General features: G+C 71.3%; 12 protein-coding genes and 1 riboswitch. Of the genes, 7 read left to right on the top strand and 5 right to left on the bottom strand.

Going from position 1 to position 14,909, the window contains the following annotated elements:
- Window positions 1-121 precede the first annotated feature (121 nt).
- On the top strand, window positions 122-2,758 hold the full coding sequence (locus NYZ98_RS16055) for an FHA domain-containing protein (RefSeq protein WP_262843583.1): 2,637 nt from the start codon (window positions 122-124) through the stop codon (window positions 2,756-2,758).
- A 382-nt stretch (window positions 2,759-3,140) separates the two neighbouring features.
- On the opposite strand, the gene NYZ98_RS16050 is transcribed toward NYZ98_RS16055, so the two are convergent.
- Window positions 3,141-4,442, bottom strand: coding sequence for an RICIN domain-containing protein (locus NYZ98_RS16050; RefSeq protein ID WP_262843582.1), 1,302 nt, complete (start codon window positions 4,440-4,442; stop codon window positions 3,141-3,143).
- A 726-nt stretch (window positions 4,443-5,168) separates the two neighbouring features.
- Window positions 5,169-5,251: riboswitch (ZMP/ZTP riboswitch) on the top strand.
- Window positions 5,252-5,265: 14 nt separating this feature from the next.
- On the opposite strand from NYZ98_RS16050, the gene NYZ98_RS16045 reads away from it, so the two are divergent.
- Window positions 5,266-6,132: a bifunctional 5,10-methylenetetrahydrofolate dehydrogenase/5,10-methenyltetrahydrofolate cyclohydrolase gene (locus NYZ98_RS16045; protein WP_262843581.1), complete on the top strand. Its 867-nt coding sequence runs from the start codon at window positions 5,266-5,268 to the stop codon at window positions 6,130-6,132.
- Window positions 6,133-6,346: 214 nt separating this feature from the next.
- Here NYZ98_RS16045 and NYZ98_RS16040 read toward each other — a convergent pair whose 3' ends face one another.
- Window positions 6,347-6,820, bottom strand: coding sequence for a MarR family winged helix-turn-helix transcriptional regulator (locus tag NYZ98_RS16040; protein WP_262843580.1), 474 nt, complete (start codon window positions 6,818-6,820; stop codon window positions 6,347-6,349).
- Window positions 6,821-7,178: 358 nt separating this feature from the next.
- Between NYZ98_RS16040 and NYZ98_RS16035 the strand changes: the two genes are divergently transcribed.
- Both NYZ98_RS16035 and NYZ98_RS16030 read left to right on the top strand, forming a co-directional pair.
- Complete coding sequence (locus NYZ98_RS16035) at window positions 7,179-8,138, top strand: quinone oxidoreductase family protein (RefSeq protein ID WP_262843579.1); 960 nt, start codon at window positions 7,179-7,181, stop codon at window positions 8,136-8,138.
- A gap of 173 nt (window positions 8,139-8,311) precedes the next feature.
- On the top strand, window positions 8,312-9,766 hold the full coding sequence (locus NYZ98_RS16030; RefSeq protein ID WP_262843578.1) for an Ig-like domain-containing protein: 1,455 nt from the start codon (window positions 8,312-8,314) through the stop codon (window positions 9,764-9,766).
- A 163-nt stretch (window positions 9,767-9,929) separates the two neighbouring features.
- Here NYZ98_RS16030 and NYZ98_RS16025 read toward each other — a convergent pair whose 3' ends face one another.
- Window positions 9,930-11,102 (bottom strand): sigma-70 family RNA polymerase sigma factor, encoded by a 1,173-nt coding sequence (locus NYZ98_RS16025; RefSeq protein WP_262843577.1) that lies wholly within the window; start codon window positions 11,100-11,102, stop codon window positions 9,930-9,932.
- A gap of 93 nt (window positions 11,103-11,195) precedes the next feature.
- Here NYZ98_RS16025 and NYZ98_RS16020 point away from each other — a divergent pair, with 93 nt between their 5' ends.
- Both NYZ98_RS16020 and NYZ98_RS16015 read left to right on the top strand, forming a co-directional pair.
- A complete protein-coding gene (locus NYZ98_RS16020; RefSeq protein ID WP_262843576.1) occupies window positions 11,196-11,555 on the top strand; it encodes a VOC family protein in 360 nt (119 codons plus the stop codon).
- A 117-nt stretch (window positions 11,556-11,672) separates the two neighbouring features.
- Window positions 11,673-12,338 carry a maleylpyruvate isomerase family mycothiol-dependent enzyme gene (locus NYZ98_RS16015; RefSeq protein WP_262843575.1) on the top strand — a complete coding sequence of 222 codons (666 nt, stop codon included), beginning with the start codon at window positions 11,673-11,675 and terminating at the stop codon, window positions 12,336-12,338.
- 240 nt (window positions 12,339-12,578) lie between these two features.
- On the opposite strand, the gene NYZ98_RS16010 is transcribed toward NYZ98_RS16015, so the two are convergent.
- Window positions 12,579-14,015, bottom strand: a complete 1,437-nt coding sequence (locus NYZ98_RS16010) for a hypothetical protein (protein ID WP_262843574.1) — start codon at window positions 14,013-14,015, stop codon at window positions 12,579-12,581.
- Between the two features lie 108 nt (window positions 14,016-14,123).
- On the opposite strand from NYZ98_RS16010, the gene NYZ98_RS16005 reads away from it, so the two are divergent.
- Entirely contained in the window at window positions 14,124-14,675 is a 552-nt protein-coding gene (locus NYZ98_RS16005; RefSeq protein WP_262843573.1) for a DinB family protein, read from the top strand.
- Here the strand turns inward: NYZ98_RS16005 and NYZ98_RS16000 are convergent, their stop codons facing one another.
- The gene (locus tag NYZ98_RS16000) at window positions 14,676-14,888 is read right to left on the bottom strand and encodes a hypothetical protein (RefSeq protein WP_262843572.1); all 213 of its coding nucleotides are present in this window, start codon (window positions 14,886-14,888) and stop codon (window positions 14,676-14,678) included.
- Window positions 14,889-14,909: the final 21 nt, after the last annotated feature.

The following is a 14,909-nucleotide window of genomic DNA, read 5'->3' as shown; positions in this document are numbered from 1 at the left end:
AGGTTCGCCTCTACGGTCAACTGTTCGAGGCCCAGCGATGAGAGACTCACCTCACGTCTCGTCCCCCCGTTCGAAAGGCGTTCTCGTGACGCAGCTTGTTGTCGAAGGCCATGGCGCATCTGTGACCCTCGATCCGGGCCGTTCCTATCGGCTGGGCCGCGATCCGAACGCGGATCTCGTCGTCAACGCCGACCGCGTCTCGCGTACGCACGCCACGCTCCGGTTCGACGGCGGCCAGTGGGTCCTCACGGACGCGGGCAGCCGGAACGGCACCTACGAGCGGGGCCGCCGCGTCCAGGTCGTCGTCGTCGGCCCCGGCACCGAGATCGGCCTCGGCCACGCGACCGAGGGCGGAGTCATCACCTTCCGCACGGTTTCCCACCAGGCCCCGGCGCCCCCGCCGGTCACGACTCCAGTGCAGGGCCGGCCGGGCACGATCCCGCCCGGACACGCCTGGCCGGGTCAGGCCCCGCCACGCCAGGGCCCCCCTGCACAAGGACCGCCTGGACCCGTGCCGCCGGGCCAGGGTCCGCTGGGTCAAGGTCCGCTGGGTCAAGGTCCGCCCGTGCAGGGTCTACCGGGCCAGGGCCTGCCACCTCAAGTACGGCCGGGTCAGGGCCCGCCTGGGCAGGGGTTGCCGACCCAGGGACCGCCGGGCCAGGGGCCGGGGCCCGGGTACGGGGGTGCGTACCAGCCGGTCCCGGCGCGGGTGGCGGCGCCTCCCGCGCACGGAGGCGCCCCGCCCGAGATGCACTCGACGCCCACGGTCCGCATCCGCCGCAGGGGGCAGTGGACCAAACCCGCCGCCGTCAGGAACCTCACCGGCGCGCAGGTCGTGCGCATCGGCCGGGCGCCCGAGAACGACATGGTCGTCACCGACCTGCGGGTGTCCCGGCGGCACGCCGAGCTCCGCATCGCCGACGGCGTCCACGAAATCGTCGACGTGGGCAGCCGCATCGGCACCTACGTCAACGGCGTGCGCGTCGAGCGTGCCCGCATCACCCCCGACGACCTCGTCGGCATCGGGCCGTCGACGTTCCGCCTCGTGGGCGACACGCTCACGGAGTACGCCGACACCGGCGAGGTGTGCCTCCAGGCGCACGACCTCACGGTCACGGTGGGCCGGGGCAAGGTGCTGCTGGACCACGTGACGTTCCCGGTCGGCGAGAAGTGCCTGCTGGCGATCATCGGCCCCAGCGGGTCGGGCAAGTCCACCCTGCTGCGCGCGCTCACCGGGCTGCGTCCCGCCGACCAGGGTGTGGTCACCTACGACGGGCGGAACCTGTACCGCGACTACGCCGAGCTGCGCTCGCGCATCGGGCTCGTGCCGCAGGACGACATCCTGCACACCCAGCTCACCGTGCGCCGCGCCCTCGTCTACGCCGCCGAGCTGCGCTTCCCCGACGACACCCGGCAGCACGAGCGCAAGGAACGCGTCGACGAGGTCCTGCGGCAGCTCGGCCTCGAGAACCGCAAGGACAACCGCATCTCCTCGCTGTCGGGTGGCCAGCGAAAGCGGGTCAGCGTCGCGCTGGAGCTGCTGACCAAACCGTCGCTGCTGTTCCTCGACGAGCCGACGTCCGGCCTCGACCCGGGGCTGGACAAGTCGGTGATGCAGATGCTGCGGGGCCTGTCCGACGACGGCCGCACGGTCGCCGTCGTCACCCACAGCGTCGCCAACCTGGACATCTGTGACCGGCTGCTGGTGATGGCGCCTGGCGGCAAGATCGCCTACTTCGGCCCGCCCGATGAGGCGTTGCCGTTCCTCGGCTTCACCGACTGGGCGGACGTGTTCCTGGCGTTCGACGACCAGTCCAGGGACTGGGCCGGCGAGTACGCGCGGTCCGCGCCGTACCAGAAGTACATCGCGGCCGACATGATCGAACCGGTCTCGGTCGGGCGCCCCGTCCAGCGGGAGGCGCCGCAGAAACAGCAGAGCTGGCCGGAGCAGCTCAGTACGCTGGTGCGCCGCTACTGCCGTGGCATCGTCGCCGACCGGCTGTTCCTCGGGCTCACCATCGCCCTGCCGATCATCATGGGCCTGCTGGCCCGCGTCGTCCCGACCGGTGACCTGAAGGGGCCACCGAACAGCAACGGCAACGCGGCGAACCTGCTGCTGATCCTGTGCATCGGCGGCTGTCTCACCGGCTCGGCCAACGCCGTGCGCGAACTGGTGAAGGAACGCGCCATCTACCAGCGAGAACGGGCGGTGGGGCTGTCCAGATCGGCCTACCTCTGTTCGAAGCTGCTCGTGCTCGGTGTGATCACCGTCGCCCAGGGCGTCGTGCTGACCTACGTGGCCATGCTGAACGTCGAGACCTACGACAAGGGGGTGTTCACGGCGCCGATCACCGAGCTCTCGCTCGCCGTGGCGCTGTTGTCGTTCACCGCGATGACCGTCGGCCTGCTCATCTCCGCGCTGGTCAAGACCAGCGAGATGACCATGCCGCTGCTGGTGCTGGTGACGCTGATCCAGCTCGTCTTCTGCGGGGCGCTCGTCCACCTGGACGGCAAGCCGGTGATGGAGCAGATCTCCTGGCTCGTCCCGGCCCGCTGGGCGCTGGCCGCGCTGGCCGGCACGCTCGACGTGGGGCAGCTCATCCCGCACGTCCAGGACCCGCCGGACCCCCTGTGGAGCCAGGACTTCGGCACCTGGTTCCTGGACATGAGCGCCCTGGCCGTCCTGTCGGTCGTCAGCGCCTTCCTGGTGGCCCGCATGCTCCGCCGCCACGAGCCGGCGGTGATGCGCGGCAAGTGACCGAACAACGTCCCCCGCCCCCGCGGGCTCGGGCACGGGGTGACGGCGGCCGTTCGGAGGATGCCGGGGGGCCGCGGGCTCTGGGCGACCTAGATCGTCTGGCTACGTCGGTCGTCCCGGTGGACCACGTTGAGTGCTGAGTGCCGGAGTGTCGCGGGGGCGGGGTGGCGCCGGAGTGCTCTGGCGCGTCCGCCGCCCCCGCTTTGCCGGTGGGGTGGTCGGCTCAGCTTTGGCCGGCCAGTCCCAGCTTTGGCCGGCCAGTCCCAGCTTTGGCCGGCCAGTCCCAGCTTTGGCCGGTCAGCCTCAGCTTTGGCCGGCCAGTCTCAGCTCGGGCGGTCAAGCTTGGCCTTGGGCGGTCAGGCTCGGCTTCGGACTGTCAGGGTCAGCTTTGGGCGGTCAGGCGGTAGGACTGGGCCGCCGTGCCGTTGCACGCGTACTGGACGAGTTGCACCCCGTCGGCGGTCGACGCGGCGGGGACGTCGAGGCACTTGCCGCTGTTGCGGTTGACGAAGTGGTAGTAGCCGCCGCCCTCGGACACCGGCTGCCACTGCTGGTTGTTGCCGCCGCCGTAGGTCCAGGTCTGGATCGGGGCGTTGTCGGCGGTCGACACGTTGGTCACGTCGAGCGCCTGGGCGCTGTTGCCGCGGTTGTTGACGCGGACGAAGCCCCCGCTGGTCGGCGCGAACTGGTACTGCTGGGCGTTGGTCGCGTTACAGGCGTACTGCTGGATCGCGGTCCCGTTGGTCGTGCCGGCGGCGCGGGCGTCGATGCACTTGCCGCTGGTCTTGTTGATGACCGAGTACCAGGTCGTCGAGGAGATCGGGTCGGTCGGGGGAGGCGTGGTGCCGCCTCCGCCGCCCAGCCACAGCAGGCCGTTGATCAGCCACTGGTTCTGCTGGGCGCTCGCGAACGTCGACGACGTGCGCGTGTTGGTGGAGTAGTTCATGTCGTTGTGACCGAAGTTGGCGTACAGCATCTTGTACTTGGTGTTGGTCCACATCAGCGGGTAGTAGCCGCTGCGCCACTGCTGGTTCGGGTCGGTGCCGACCGGGAAGCTGGATTGGTCGATCGAGGCCAGGATGTCGATGTCGGGGTTCTGCCGCAGGTCGCGGCTCCAGGAGTACCACTCGCTGACCGAGGACTGGATGGTGGCCGGCAGTCCCGCCGTGGACGGGTGGCCGCGATCCTCGATCTTCAGGGTTTCGGCGGTCGGCCCCCAGGTGTTGGTCTGGAACGCGCCCGAGCCCAGGAAGGTGTTGTGGTACCAGCTCCAGGAGTTCGGGTCGGTGGTGAACGCGCTGACGTGGAAGCCCATCCACGCCCCGCCGTTCTGCATGTAGGTCTGGAACGCGGCGCGCGCGCTCGCGGGCGGGAGGTCGTCCAGGAACATGATGACCTTGTACTGCGACAGGCCCGAGGCGCTGAGGCGGCTCCAGTCGGTCGTCGCCTCCCAGGTGAAGCCGTTCTGGGCGGCGGCGGCGGGGAACCAGTCTTTGGCTTCCTTGTCGAAGTCGATGTGCGCGGCGTCCCAGGTGCCGTTGTAGAAGGCGAGCACCTTGAACGGGGCGGCGGCGGCCTGCTTGGTGGCGGCGTTGCCGGCGGGACCGGTGGCCAGGCCGACGGAGGCCGCGACGGTGATGCCGAAGAGCGCGGCGAGGAAGCGTTTCACGAGTTTTCTGGGCACAGGGGATCCTTCAGCGGTGGGGGGTGACTGATGCCGAAAGTGGTGATGGCCGCCGCTGCGGTGGCCTGCCATCGTGTACGCGCCGATGGGCGGCCGTTCCTCTGCGCTGTTGTGGGACGGCGGGAGCCCTCGGGCCACCGAAGAGCCTTTCCTTAAGAAAGTTTACTAACAGTGGCTTGAGGCTACGATCAGCCGGGTCACCTGTCAATGGAACGGTCAGAAGGGGTAGGACAAGAACGTCAGACCCCCCACCCACCAAGATCGCCCCGCCCGGGACCGCGCCAGTGCGAGGTGACCTGAGACCCGATGTGATGCGCGCTGACCCGAGACCAGGCATGCTGTGCGGCGGCCTGAGACCGCGCGTGGTGCGGCAGCGCCGTGGTGTGCGGTGGGTGCTCCTAAGTCAGGGTGTGTGGTGGGTCCGGGGAAGCGATGTGGTGGTCGTGGGAGCGTGTCCAGTCAGCGGGCTGGGCTTGATCCGATTTGACGGACATCTGAGGTCAGGGGTTCGTCCGGCCTACGCCGGGCGCCCCGTCTACCCGGGGTCGTATCCATCTGGCTCCGCGTCGACCTGGGTCCGCGTCGACCTGGGGTCGTGTCCGCCTGGGTTCGCGTCGACCGGGTCATGTCCATCTGGGTCCGGGTCCATCCGGGGTCTGTCCACCCGGGTTCGTGTTTCCCCGAGGGCCGGTTCCTGGGGTGGGTGGGTCCTTGGATGCGGCATCCTAGAGGGAGTGCGACTGGCGGCAAGGGGATGGAATCGACCATCGGGGAGCTCGTCGTGGAAGCCGACCGCCTGGGCGACCACTCCGCGAGGAGACGTATGTCCAGCGCACGCATGCTGCCCGGCGGCCCGGTCGCCGAGAGCGTACTCAACGACGTGGCCGCCCGCGCCGCCGTACTCACCAAGAAGGGCGTCACCCCGTCCCTGGCCACCATCCTCGTCGGTGACGACGACGCCAGCGCCGGATACATCCGTATCAAGCAGCGCCAGGCCGCCGAACTCGGCTTCGACTCGCCGCACACCCACCTGCCCGCCGACGCCACCCAGGCCGACCTGCACGCCGCCATCACCGCGTGCAACGACGACCCGGCGGTGCACGGGGTGCTGGTGCAGTACCCGGTGCCGCGCCATCTCGACTACGACGCCGCACTGCAGGCCATGGACCCGGACAAGGACGTGGACGGCATGCACCCGCTCAACATGGGCCGCCTGGCCCTCGGCATGCCCGGCCCCCTGCCGTGTACGCCGGCGGGCATCGAGGCCCTGCTCGCGTACTACGACATCCCGGTGTCCGGGCGTGAGGTCGTCATCCTGGGCCGGGGCGCCACCCTGGGAAGGCCCCTCGCCATGCTGCTCAGCCAGAAGCGCCCGACCGCGAACGCCGCCGTCACGGTGGTCCACACCGGTGTGCCCGACTGGGCGCGTTACACCCAGCGAGCCGACATCCTCATAGCCGCGGCGGGCGTGCCCGGCATCATCCAGCCCGAGCACGTCAAGCCCGGCGCGGTCGTCGTCGGCGGCGGGGTCCGCTACGAGGGCCGCCGCCTGCTACCGGACGTGGACGAGTCGGTCGAGAGCGTCGCGGGCGCGATCACGCCCCGCGTCGGCGGCGTGGGCCCGACCACTGTCGCCATGCTGTTCCGCAACGCGATCACCGCCGCAGAACGCGCGGCAACGACCGCCTGACCCCGACCCCACCGCCCTATCGGCGAGCGCCTGACCCCGGCCCGGACACCCCGTCGGCGGGCGGCCGAATTCAGTCCGGGCCCTGGCTGCGGGCGGTTGTCCATGATCCCGGCGCCCTGAATCCAGTTCCGGCATCCTGGCGGTGGGCGGCTGTCCGCGGGTCCGGTGCTCTCGCGGCTGTCCCGAGGTTGGCGGGCATTCTGGCGGTGGGTGGTCAGTCGGTGGGGAGGGCCGGGGGGCGGGATTGGGCGTGTACGAGCCTGGTGGCCAGGTGGGTGAGCTGGGTTACCTGGGTGTCGGTGAGGCTCCCGGCGAGTTCGGTGACGCGGCGGCCGATCTCGGCGCCGCACTGTTCGGTGAGCCGCCTGCCGAATGGGGTGAGGGAGACCAGGACGGCGCGGCCGTCGTGAGGGGACGGCGATCGTTGTACCAGGCCGCGCTTCTCGGCTCGGCCGACCAGGCCGGTCATGGAGGACTTGTCCAGGCCGAGGTAGCCGCCGAGTTCGAGCATGCCGGGCCGCCGGTCGCGCAGGATGCCCAGCAGCCTGATCTGGATGATCGACAGGTCGTGCTCGGCACCGATGGCGGCCAGGATGCCCTGGACCAGGAAGGACAGCTGTACCAGGGCGTCCACCGTGTTCAGGGGGGCGTCGCGGGCTGGACCGGTCGGCGGGGAAGCGGTGGTCATGAGGCCAGCCTACTTGACCTAGTACGCGGCACAAACTACATTGAAGAGTAGTACGCGCCACAAACCAGATGCTCCTCGCGCCACCCCCACGCCCCCACCCTGAACCAAACGGCGAGGGCATCCGACCTACCATCCGCTTTCGCTACAAACCAGCTGGCGAGGTACCCGCTCTCGCGCCACCGCGCATACCGCGTGTCTTCGTCGTGGACGGATGGCGGGGGCAGTCATTTTCGCGCCGCCGGTGCAGGCGGATGGGGGCGGTTTCGCCTTCGGGACTGTCTGTGGATCAGGTGGCGGCGGTACCCGATCCTCGTGGCTGTCGCCGTCGGCGGCGCGGGGAAGAGACAGGAGATTCCTCATGCATGCCGCAGTTGTACGTTCTTTCGATGAACCGCCCCGCTTCGACGCCTTCCCGACGCCCGTCGCCTCGGGGGAGTACGAGGTGCTGGTCGATGTTCTGGCGGCCGGGTTGCATCCGAGGGTGCGCTCGGGCGCGGACGGCGGTCACTACACCTCCGACGGCACCCTGCCCCTGATCCCCGGCATCGACGGGGTCGGCCGCACCCCCGACGGCGAACTGCTCTACTTCGTCGCCCAGGACACCGCGCTGGGCACCATGGCCGAGAAGGCCGTCGTCGACCGCCGCCGGGCGCTCGCCCTGCCGGACGGCACCGACCCGGTCGCCGTCGCCGCGGCCATGAACCCCGGCATGTCCTCCTGGGTGGCGCTGCGCCGCCGGGTCAGCCTCCGGCCCGGTGGCTCCGTGCTGGTCATGGGCGCCACCGGCAACGCGGGGCGGCTCGCCGTCCAGATCGCCGGGCACCTCGGCGCCGCCCGCGTGATCGGCGCCGGCCGCGACGCCGGGCGTCTCGCCGCGCTGAAGGACCTCGGGGCCGACGAGGTGGTCAGCCTGGACGGGGACGACGAGGACGTCGCCCGCCGGCTCGGGCAGGCCGCCGGGGACGTCGACGTCGTCATCGACTACCTGTGGGGCAGGCCCGCCCAACAGGCCATGCCCGCGCTGCTGACCGCCCGCACCGACCGTTCCGCGGCCCTGTTCTGGGTGCAGATCGGCTCCATGGCCGGCCAGGACATCACCCTGCCGTCGTTCCTGCTGCGCGCGGGGAACCTGAACATCCTGGGCAGCGGCCAGGGCTCGGTGACCACCGCCGGCATCGTCGCCGAACTGCCCTCCCTCGTTGAGAAGATCGCCTCCGGCACCCTGGCGGTTGATCCCGTGACCATCCCGCTGCGCCAGGTGGAACAGGCCTGGGTCACTCGGCCCACCTCCGACCGGCGCATCGTCCTCGTCCCCTGACCCTCGGCCCACCTCCGACCGGCGTATCGTCCTCGTCCACCTGACACTGCCGCGGGCCTCGACACGGAGATCTCGTGCACGCCTGGCGTAGTGGAGTGATCACAGACAGTAATGTTCGTTGTGAATTGATCTACAAGGACGTCCCCTTACGACGGAATTGGGAGTTCAGGTTGATGTCACAACGATCCAGATCCGCGCGCGTCGCGCTGGCCTGCGCCCTGCTGGTGCTGCCGGCCGCGTCGGTGGCGCAGGTGGCGGCCGGTACGGGCGCGGCCGCCGCCGCGCGGCAGGCCGTCACGCGGGCCGCCGCTCCACCTTGCGTCCGGCAAGGGCAGGCGGCCTACCCCGTCGCCTACTACTGGAAGAACGCCTTCGGCATGAAGCTGGGCAGCGGGGCGGTGTCGGTGGACACCTCGCCGGCCCTGTGGGGCGGGCAGGTCACGCCGGGCACCACCTTCACCGTCACGCTGACGCACCGCACGGCCCAGTGGCCGCTGCTGGTCACCCGCTACACCACCACGTGGGACCTGTCGTCGCTGCTGGCCAGCGCCGACGTCGTCGGCCAGTCGGGGACCGGCACCATCAGCGGCACCAGCCTGTCGATCACCTCCCAGGGCGTCAAGACCGACCCGTCCCCGAAGGTGATCACCTTCCAGGTCAGGCAGGGCACCACCGGCGGGAGCATGACCATCCGGCCGAGCGCGATCAGCAGCGTCGTCGCCGCGCCGGGCCTGCTCGAAGGGAACGCGCCCGCCGCACCGATCCAGATCGTCAGCGGGCAGTCCATCTCACCCACCAGGGCCGTCGACGACACCGCCATCACCAAGCAGGGCAAGGCGATCAACATATCCGTCCTGGCCAACGACATCGCGACCGCGCCGACGATCAGTGGCGTCACCCGGCCAGGCAAGGGCACCGCGACGATCTCCGGCGGCGACGTGATCTACACCCCCGCCCCGGGGGCGGCCGGCGCCGACGCCTTCACCTACACCGTGACCACCGCCTGCGGTACCAGCACCGCCACGGTCTCCGTCGCCATCGCCTGTGACCCCGCACCGGTCAACCTGATCAACGGCAGTTTCGAGACGCCGCCCGTGACCGCGATCGACAGCGCCATCCCCGACGCCTCCACCAACCCGGCCGTCGGCTGGCTCACCACCGCCACCGACCACAAGCTGGAGTTCTGGCACAGCGGCCAGACCGGCGGCGGGCGCGTCGCCGTCCCGGCGTCCGACGGTCAGCAGTTCGCCGAGCTGAACGCCAACCAGGCCTCCACGCTCTACCAGGACCTGCCCACCGTCCCGGGGACGACGATGACCTGGTCGCTGAACCACCGCGGCCGCCTGGGGATCGACGTGATGCGGGTGCTCATCGGCGCGCCCGGCGCGACCGTGGCCCAGATCCCGACCGGGGCCGCCTCGCCCGACATCTCCGACGGCGACATCGCCTGGGGCCGCTACACCGGCCTGTACATCGTCCCGCCGGGACAGACCACCACACGCTTCGCCTTCGAGTCGGTGTCGGCCGCGGGCGGGAACCAGGGGGTGGGCAACTTCCTGGACGGCGTGGTGTTCTCGACACCGCCGTGCCCGTACGCGGCCAGGATGAGCCCGCGACCGCCGCGCTAGGGCACCCGCCGGAACGCGGCCCCGGGCGGGGGCGCCTTCCACGCGCCGATCGTGAGGGGCGGGCCGGACGGCGTCGTCCGGCCCGCCGTAAGAGCCGTGAGAGCCGTCCGGGCCATGAGAGTCGTCCGGGCCGCCCGTCAGGTCGATGGCGCGCGCTCGCCGGTCAGGGCAGTGAGGCGGGCAGCCCGAAGGGCGGGAAGTGGCCGGTTCCGATGAACGAGGTGATCTCGGAGATGTGCTCGCCGCGCAGGGTCAGCACGTTGACGCCCCACGCGACGTGCGGGCTTGAGGCGTCTTCCCCCACGTAGAACCCCACGGCCGGTTGCCCGTTCGCGCTGGTCGGGATGTACCGCCAGCTCGGGCACCGCGTTATCGGGACCTGCACGGCGAAGTCGGTGACGGCTTCGAGGCCGCGGTACCAGTGCGCCAGCGGCGGCATCGACCAGGTGACGTCCTCGGTCAGCAGCGCGACCAGGGCGTCGGCGTCGCCGCGTTCCAGCGCGGAGGAGAACCCGATGACGATCTCCCGCAGGCGCGCGTCGCCCAGCTTCCGCAGCGTCCGCTGCTGGGTCACGGCGGGGACCCGGTCCGCCACGATCTTGCGGGCGCGCGCCAGGGCACTGTTCACCGACGTGGTGGAGGTGTTCATGGTGGTGGCGATTTCGGCGGCGGAGAAGCCGAGGACCTCGAACAGCAGGAGCGCCGCCCGCTGGTTGCCCGGCAGGTGCTGCAGGGCGGCCACGAAGGCGAGCTCGACGGCCTCCCGCTGCTCGTAGCGCGCGTCCGGGCCGGCCGGGCCGTCGGGGAGGCCCGCGTCGGGGTAGGGGCCGAGCCAGGCGATGTCGTTCAGCGGGGCGTTGTCGTCGAGCACGGCGCGGTCGCTGGACGGGCCGAGGTCGACGGGCAGCGCCCGCCTGCCGTGCGTCTTGACCAGGTCCAGGCAGGTGCGGGTGGCCACGGTGTAGAGCCACGAACGTAGCGAGCCGCGCCCCTCGAAGCGCGCGAGCCCCCGCCATGCCCGCAGCAGGGCGTCCTGCAGGGCGTCGTCGGCGTCGTGGGTCGAACCGAGCATGCGGTAACAATGGGCGTGCAGCTCACGGCGCAGCGGTTCCACCAGCCGGGTGAACGCGGCACCGTCCCCGCCGCGCGCCCGGACGAGATCGTCCGCCTCGGCGGGCGCCTGGGACAGGTCACGGGTGCGGGCGAGGTCCTCGTCCCCGGTGAGGTCGCCGTCCCTGTCGCCGTTCCTGTCGCGTTCCCGGGCCGGGCCGGTGTCCTCGGCGAATGCCTGGGTGAGGTCGTCCTCGGTGGGCTCCGCCACCGCGTCCGAGTTCACCAAGGGAATTTCGCTCACAAGCGACGATTCTGCCCCATGGCATCAGTCCCACCTTTGACCGCCCCACTATCGGCCCTGCCAGGAGGACGCACCATGACGTCGAACGAACACCCTCACACGCCCGCGTGGTTCGACATCTCCACCCCCGACGCCCCGCGAGCGCGGCGCTTCTACCAGGAGATGTTCGGCTGGCCGGTGAACGTCATCGACGAGACCTACGCGCTGGTCGGCGACGATCACGGCCGGCCGGCGGGCGGCATCGGCCACGCCGGCCCCGGCAGCCCATACACCGGGTTCGTCGCCTACTTCCGGGTCGACGACGTCGACGCCGCACTGGCGTCGGCGGAGAAGCTCGGCGGCACCCGCGTCATGGAGCCCACCGACACGCCCACCGGCCGGATCGCCGCCTTCGCCGACCCCGACGGCAACCCCGTCGGCCTGCTGAGCTCCTGACGGCCCCAACGACCCTGACGACCCCGACGACCCCGACGACCGCGATGACCGCGATGACCGCGATGACCCGACGACCCCAAACGCCCCACCACGACCCGTGTCAGGAGATCGTCAGATATGACCGAGACCGCACCGAAGGCCGGCCCGCACCGCGCGGCCGGCGTCTGGCCGCTGGTGCACGCCGAGCGTGCGGCCCTGGCGGCCGACCTCGCGCCCCTGACCGGTGAGCGGTGGGAGACGCCGTCCCTGTGCGCGGGGCTGACGGTGCGCGAGGTGCTCGCGCACCTCACCGCGGGCGCGAGCCTCACCGCCGTGCGGTGGCTGGCCGGCGTGATCCGCTGCCGGTTCGACTTCGACAGGCAGGTGGCCATGCGGCTGGCCGAGCACCTCGGCGCGACCGGGGCCGAGACGATGGAGGGGTTCCGCCGCGTCATCACGAGCACCACCAAACCCCCCATCCCGGTCGTGGCCATGCTCGGCGAGACGATCGTGCACGGGGAGGACATCCGGCGCCCGCTGGGCATCCGCCACGCCCGCCCGGTCGACGCGGTCACCCGCGTGGCCGAGTACTACCAGGGCTCCGACCTCATGCTCCCCGCGAAGGGCCGGATCGCCGGCCTGCGGCTCGTCGCGACCGACGGGCCCTTCACCACCGGCTCCGGGCCGCTGGTGTCCGGCACCACGCTGGCCCTGACGATGGCGATGGCCGGGCGCACGGCGTACTGCGACGACCTGGAAGGAGACGGTGCCACCACCCTGCGCACCCGCTGCGGGACACCATGACCCCCGAGCCCGTACGGACGCGAACACCCTCGGCGCGCCCCGAGTCATGCCGCCGGATATCCCACCCGTACGGGACAACGCGCCCTGTCATTTCCGTGCGGATGCCGCCTAGACTTGGGGTGGGAGGGCTTCGGGCCAATGCCGCCTGTGGTGGATCGGGTCGCGGGTCCTCTGGCAAGCCCAGGGATAAGTCCTTTCCAGGCCCTCTGGCCTGATCGGTGTCGCGGCGCGTCCCGATCCCTAACCGCCGAGGGCGGCCCGCAGTGCCTCGATGGCCCCGGCCACGGCGGTGCCGGCCGCTCCGGCGGTCGACGCGAGGGACAGCAGGCGGGAGAACCGCGTCGTGAGGCGTTCCTTGTCCCGCTTCTCCTCCGGGAGGTCCAGTTCGCGCTTGACGCCGTCGACGGTGTCCTCCGCCAGGGAGGCGTCCTCGCCGGGCAGGTGCGGGCGGAGCCTGGCCACTTCCGCGGTGAGCGCCTCCAGCAGGGGGCCGATGTCGGGTCCGGCGCCGCCGACGTGGCCCTGAGCGCTGCCCGATCCGGTGCTGACGGCGCCGTGGGCGTCTCCGGCTCCGGTGCTGACGGCGCCGACCGTTCCGCCGGAGATGTTGGTCTCGTTCACGTTGATCACCAGGTCCTTGAGGATGAAGGTGCCCTCGGCCGATCCCAGCGAGGCCTGGAGGTCGGTGAGCCGCTTGCGGAGCACGGGGTTTCCGGTCGACTCGCGCAGGTAGGCGAGCGACTCCAGGACGCCGGCGTAGACGTCCTGCATGGGCGCCAGGGCCACGGCCAGCAGTCCCGCCTGGTGGAAGCCGTGCCTGGCCGGGCGGTTCAGCAGGCCGGCCGTCCGGATGAGGTACCGCTCGAGCGGGGGATGGAAGGGGTCCAGGGAGCCGGCCTGGCACAGGGCGAGGATCGCGCCGAACGCGGCGAAGTCGGAGTGCAGCCGCGAGAGGTGGATCCGCAGGCGGCGGATGTCGCCGGAGGAGGTGCCGCCGTGGTCGATGTGCCAGTCGAGCAGGCGCACGCCTTTGTGCCTGCGCCACCGGTAGGTCAGTTGTTCGGGGACCGTGCCCGGGTAGCGCGGGTGCGCGACGTCGGCGGGTGTGAACTCGGTGATGATGGCCGGCGGCCCGGCCTGGACCCACCAGCTCTTCGGGTCGCCACGCGTGGTCGAGGCGAGCAGGTGGCCGGCGAAGAGCGGCCCCAGCTCCATGAGCGGGACCTCCCGCGTGCCGCCTCGCAAGTGGCTGGGCGCGTCCAGCACCGCCGTCTCCTCGACGGCCAGGGCGTGGTGGCCCCTGGTGCGGTACTGCTGGTATCCGAACCCGATCTCCAGGCGGCCGACGACGCCGTCGGTGTGGAAGTTGCGGTAGACCGGCCGTGGTGATCGGCCGGGCGGGTGCCGCGAGGTTTTCGCGCCGGGGGGAACGGTCCGGATACGGATCAGGGAATTGACGTCGACGTAGTAGCCCTCGCTGGCCCAGGGACCCGTGCCGCCCTTGAGCCTCGGCCGCACCGGGCCCACCCCGGCGACGAAGCTGGAGCGGTGGTGCTGCGCGGAGGTCCGCGAGAAGACCCGTTCGGGATGGGGGAACATCGGCAGCTCGTCCCGGCCGGTGTCCGCGTGGAGGAGCGGGCGGACGTCCACGATGGGGATCTGCAGGGAGAGCAGCACCACAGCATGCTAGGCGCGCGAGCCCCGCCCCGCGAGGAAGTGCTGACACCCGGGGGCGGCGTGGGCCCGGGGGAGAATTGTCGGCGGCAGGCCGTAGCCTGCTCCACCATGAGCGAGAACAACGAGCCGGCCCTGCTGGAGCCGCCGGTCGCGGGGGACGAGATCGACACGCTGGTGGGTTCCCTGGAACGCCAGCGCAGGACGTTCGCGTGGAAGTGCGGGGGACTGGACGCGGACGGCCTGCGGGCGACGGTCGGCGCCTCGTCGATCACCCTTGGCGGGCTGCTGAAACACCTGGCCCTGGTCGAGGTCGAGTACTTCTCCGTGCGGCTGCTCGGGCTCGACCCCGGGCCGCCGTGGAACACCGTCGACTGGGACGCCGAACCCGGCTGGGAGTGGCGCTCGGCCGCCGAGGACACCCCCGAGCGGCTGACGGGACTCTGGCGGGACGCCGTGGCGCGCTCCCGCGCCAACGTGCGGCAGGCGGTGGCCGAGGGCGACATGGGACGGCTCGCGGCGTTCACCACCTCCCGCGGCGAGTCACCCAGCCTCCGGCGCCTGATGATCGACGTCATCGAGGAGTACGCGCGCCACGTCGGGCACGCCGACCTCATCCGCGAGTCCGTCGACGGCCTCGTCGGCGAGGACCCTCCCGGTTGATCAGCGCCTGACCGGCCCTTCCTCGTCGGACGCGCCGAGGGGGGCGCACACCGGGCGGCTCCGGAGCTGGTACGACACCGCGGCGACGGCGAGGGCGCAGCCGTACCCGCCGAACGCTTCGCGGCGTAACCCGCCCACGACGGCCACCGCCCGCCCGGCGGCGGCATCGTCGTACGGCCGGCGGGCAGGCTTCTCATCTGTACTCCTCGGCACGATGGGACGGCGTCTCCCGGG

The sequence above is a fragment of the Sphaerisporangium corydalis genome (assembly GCF_025506355.1).
Classification (GTDB): Bacteria; Actinomycetota; Actinomycetes; order Streptosporangiales; family Streptosporangiaceae; genus Sphaerisporangium; species Sphaerisporangium corydalis.
Note: the sequence above shows the minus strand (reverse complement) of the source record. Positions and strands in the feature narration are given on the sequence as shown.

Excerpts from the sequence above, each read along its gene's own strand:
- NYZ98_RS16045 (WP_262843581.1), top strand. The coding sequence starts at position 5,266 with ATGTCCAGCGCACGCATGCTGCCCGGCGGCCCGGTCGCCGAGAGCGTA.
- NYZ98_RS16040 (WP_262843580.1), bottom strand. The coding sequence starts at position 6,820 with ATGACCACCGCTTCCCCGCCGACCGGTCCAGCCCGCGACGCCCCCCTG.
- NYZ98_RS16035 (WP_262843579.1), top strand. The coding sequence starts at position 7,179 with ATGCATGCCGCAGTTGTACGTTCTTTCGATGAACCGCCCCGCTTCGAC.
- NYZ98_RS16030 (WP_262843578.1), top strand. The coding sequence starts at position 8,312 with ATGTCACAACGATCCAGATCCGCGCGCGTCGCGCTGGCCTGCGCCCTG.
- NYZ98_RS16020 (WP_262843576.1), top strand. The coding sequence starts at position 11,196 with ATGACGTCGAACGAACACCCTCACACGCCCGCGTGGTTCGACATCTCC.
- NYZ98_RS16015 (WP_262843575.1), top strand. The coding sequence starts at position 11,673 with ATGACCGAGACCGCACCGAAGGCCGGCCCGCACCGCGCGGCCGGCGTC.
- NYZ98_RS16005 (WP_262843573.1), top strand. The coding sequence starts at position 14,124 with ATGAGCGAGAACAACGAGCCGGCCCTGCTGGAGCCGCCGGTCGCGGGG.